This is a genomic window from Longimicrobium sp. (genome assembly GCF_036280135.1).
Lineage (GTDB): Bacteria > Gemmatimonadota > Gemmatimonadetes > Longimicrobiales > Longimicrobiaceae > Longimicrobium.
The window spans coordinates 1-2,741 of record NZ_DASURI010000539.1 but is presented as its reverse complement, the minus strand read 5'-3'; the positions used below and the strand labels follow the sequence as shown (position 1 = coordinate 2,741).

Here is a 2,741-nt window from a genome sequence, read left to right as displayed (position 1 = left end):
CGCTTCGGCGGCGAGGACCGGCCCACGCGCGATCGCGGCGATGGTGACGAGCGTCGTCCGGCGCCGCGCGGCAAGTCGGGTCCGCGGGATCGCGCGTCTGGCGGGTTCGACCGCGAGGAGCGTACGTCCGCTCCGCGCGGGCGCTTCGGCGGCGAGGACCGGCCCACGCGCGATCGCGGCGATGGTGACGAGCGCCGTCCGGCGCCGCGCGGCAAGGCAGGTCCGCGCGATCGCGCATCGGGCGGATTCGACCGCGAGGAGCGCACGTCCTCTCCGCGCGGGCGAACGGCGGACCGTGAGGGACGCGCGCCGTCGCGGGGCAGGGACGAGGGCCCGGCGCCGCGCGGCCGCTTCGAGCGCGAGGAGCGCGGCGGTGGCGCGTCCACGCGTCCGCCTTCGCGGTCGCGTGCTCCGCAGGCGGAGGATGGCGAGGTGGACGAGCTGGACTCGTGGTCGTCGGTTCCGCGCCGCTCGCCGGCCCGTCCCGGCGGCGGCGGTGGTGCGCGCGGCCCCGCGGCCAAGCGCCCGACGGGCGGCGGTCCGCGCGGCGGGAAGCCGGGCGGTGGCCGGCCCGGGGGGAAGCCGGGCGGCGGCAAGTCGGGTGGTGGGAAGGCCGGCGGAGGCGCGCGCGGCGGTGGCAAGCCGCGCCGGCCGGGCGGCGGGCGGTAGTCTTCGCCACGCCGTGATTGCGCGGCGTCCCATGGCGGTGACATCCATATCTACCTCCTCCGCGGCGCGTGCGGGGGAGGGCCGGGGCGGGGGAGCATCCGCGCGGTGCTCCCCGCCGTTCCCGTTTTCGTGGTTCGCAGGTCCGGTGCAGGGCAATCCCCATCATCCCGATCGACCTTCACCGAGGACCAGGGAGAGCGCATCGCGCGCATGAGCATTCCCAGCACCCCCTCCCGCCAGCTCGTGGAGCTCGCCAAGGCGTACGCCCTGAGCGAGTTCTATCCGCTCTCGCATCCCACGCTCACGCAGGCCGTGCTCACGCTGGCGCAGTCGCTGCTGACGGCCGGGCAGCACTTTCACCTGCGCGTGGACCCCATGGGCAGCGTGCTGGTGGCCGGCGGGCACGCGCCACGCTCCGCGCACGTGGACCGCTTTGCCGCGCGGCTGCGCGAGCACGGCGTGAGCACCGTGGTGCTGCGCCACGACATCGGCGCGGAGTCGCTGGGCCGCTTTCTGAGCGCCGCGGCCCTGCCCCCGCGCGTGGCGCGCGCCGCCGGCGGCCTGTCGGGCGCGCTGGCGGCCGCGGGCGCGTCGCGCGTGCAGATCGACGGCGCGTGGGTGCAGCCGGCTGCGCCCGCCCTGGCCGCCGCGGGCGCCGTGGCGGACTCCGCTGCGTCCGGCGGCGGGAACGCGGCGGTGGACGTGGGGATCGAGATGTGGAGCGCGCACGACATGTACGAGCAGGTGCGCGAATCCGCCGTGCGCGTGGAGCACGAGGACACCGAGGAGCTGCGCCGCCTGCTGCGCGAGGGGACGGACAGCGAGCGGCTGGAAGTGCTGGGCCGGCTGGAGTTCTTGGCCCAGTACTGCCTGAACCGCGGGATGATGGACCGCGGCATCCGCCTGGTGCAGGACCTTCGCCGCGACGCGGAGGAGCTTCGGGCGCGCAGTCCCCACGTGCGGTCCATGGTGATGCTGGCCATTCACCGGGTGAGCACGCGCCCCGTGATCGAGGAGCTGGTGCAGCGGCTGGGCAAGGCGCGGTCGGAGGAAGAGCGGACGGGGCTGCGCTCCACGCTGCTGCACGTGGGCGCGGACACGGTCACGCCGCTCGTCCGCGAGCTCGTGGCGGCCACGGACGTGTCGGCACGGCGCGCGTACCGCGACGCGCTCGTGGCGCTGGACCACGTGGGCGTGCCGCTGCTGGAGGACATGGTGGGCGACGAGCGGTGGTTCGTCGTCCGCAACATGGTGGGCATCCTGGGCGAGATCCGCAGCGCGGACGCCATCGAGCACTTTCGCCGCACCATCGAGCACTCCGACGCGCGCGTTCGCCGCGAGACGGTGCTGGCGCTCTCCAAGATCGGCGGCGAGGAGGCCGTGCCGCTGCTGGCCAAGGGCCTCAACGACTCCGAGTCTGCCCTGCGGGGCGCGGCGGCGCTGGGGCTGGGGCTGACGAAGCTGTCCGTGGCCGTGGGCCCGCTGCTGAACCGCCTGCCGCAGGAGAACGATCCCGAGGTGGAGGTGGAGATCGTGCGGGCGCTGGGCCGCGTGGGCGATCCGCGGGCCGTGCCCGTGCTGGCGGAGCGCGCGGCGGGCGGCGGGTTCTTTTCGCGCGTGCCGGCGCCTATCCGCGTGGAGGCCACGCGCGCGCTGGGCGAGATTGGCGGGGATGCCGCGCGCGCCGTGCTGCAGCGGCTGCTCCGCGAGCGCAACGCCGAAGTGCGCGAGGCCGCCGTCAAGGCGCTGGGGTGATGCGCTGACGCCGCGCCGCGGCATTCTTCTGGCGACGCTGGCCGCCGCGCCCCCTTTCGGGGCCGCGGCGGTTCGCGCGTCCGGGGGAAACCTCTGCTACGGAAGCAGGGTACGGGCTGGCGTGAGGCGGATGAGGGGCGGCGGTGGAGGCTTCGCCCGAGGTCTTCGCCGAAGGGCCGCAGTAGGCGGGGGGGATGCGTTTCGCCGGAGGGCCGCTGTGGGCGGGGGGATGCGTTTCGGCGGAGGACCGCGGTGGGCGGGGGGATGCGTTTCGGCGAGCCGAGATCCCGTCGCTGCGCGACGGGGGGCCCTCTCCC

The 2,741-nt window shown here is 75.7% G+C and carries 1 protein-coding gene and 1 pseudogene; both read left to right on the top strand.

The features are described from left to right. Nucleotides 1-669 (top strand): annotated as a pseudogene (locus VFZ20_RS17340) (hypothetical protein); the annotation flags it as partial. A gap of 210 nt (nucleotides 670-879) precedes the next feature. After that, nucleotides 880-2,424: a HEAT repeat domain-containing protein gene (locus VFZ20_RS17335; RefSeq protein ID WP_329685176.1), complete on the top strand. Its 1,545-nt coding sequence runs from the start codon at nucleotides 880-882 to the stop codon at nucleotides 2,422-2,424. Nucleotides 2,425-2,741: the final 317 nt, after the last annotated feature.

Excerpts from the sequence above, each read along its gene's own strand:
- VFZ20_RS17335 (WP_329685176.1), top strand. The coding sequence starts at position 880 with ATGAGCATTCCCAGCACCCCCTCCCGCCAGCTCGTGGAGCTCGCCAAG.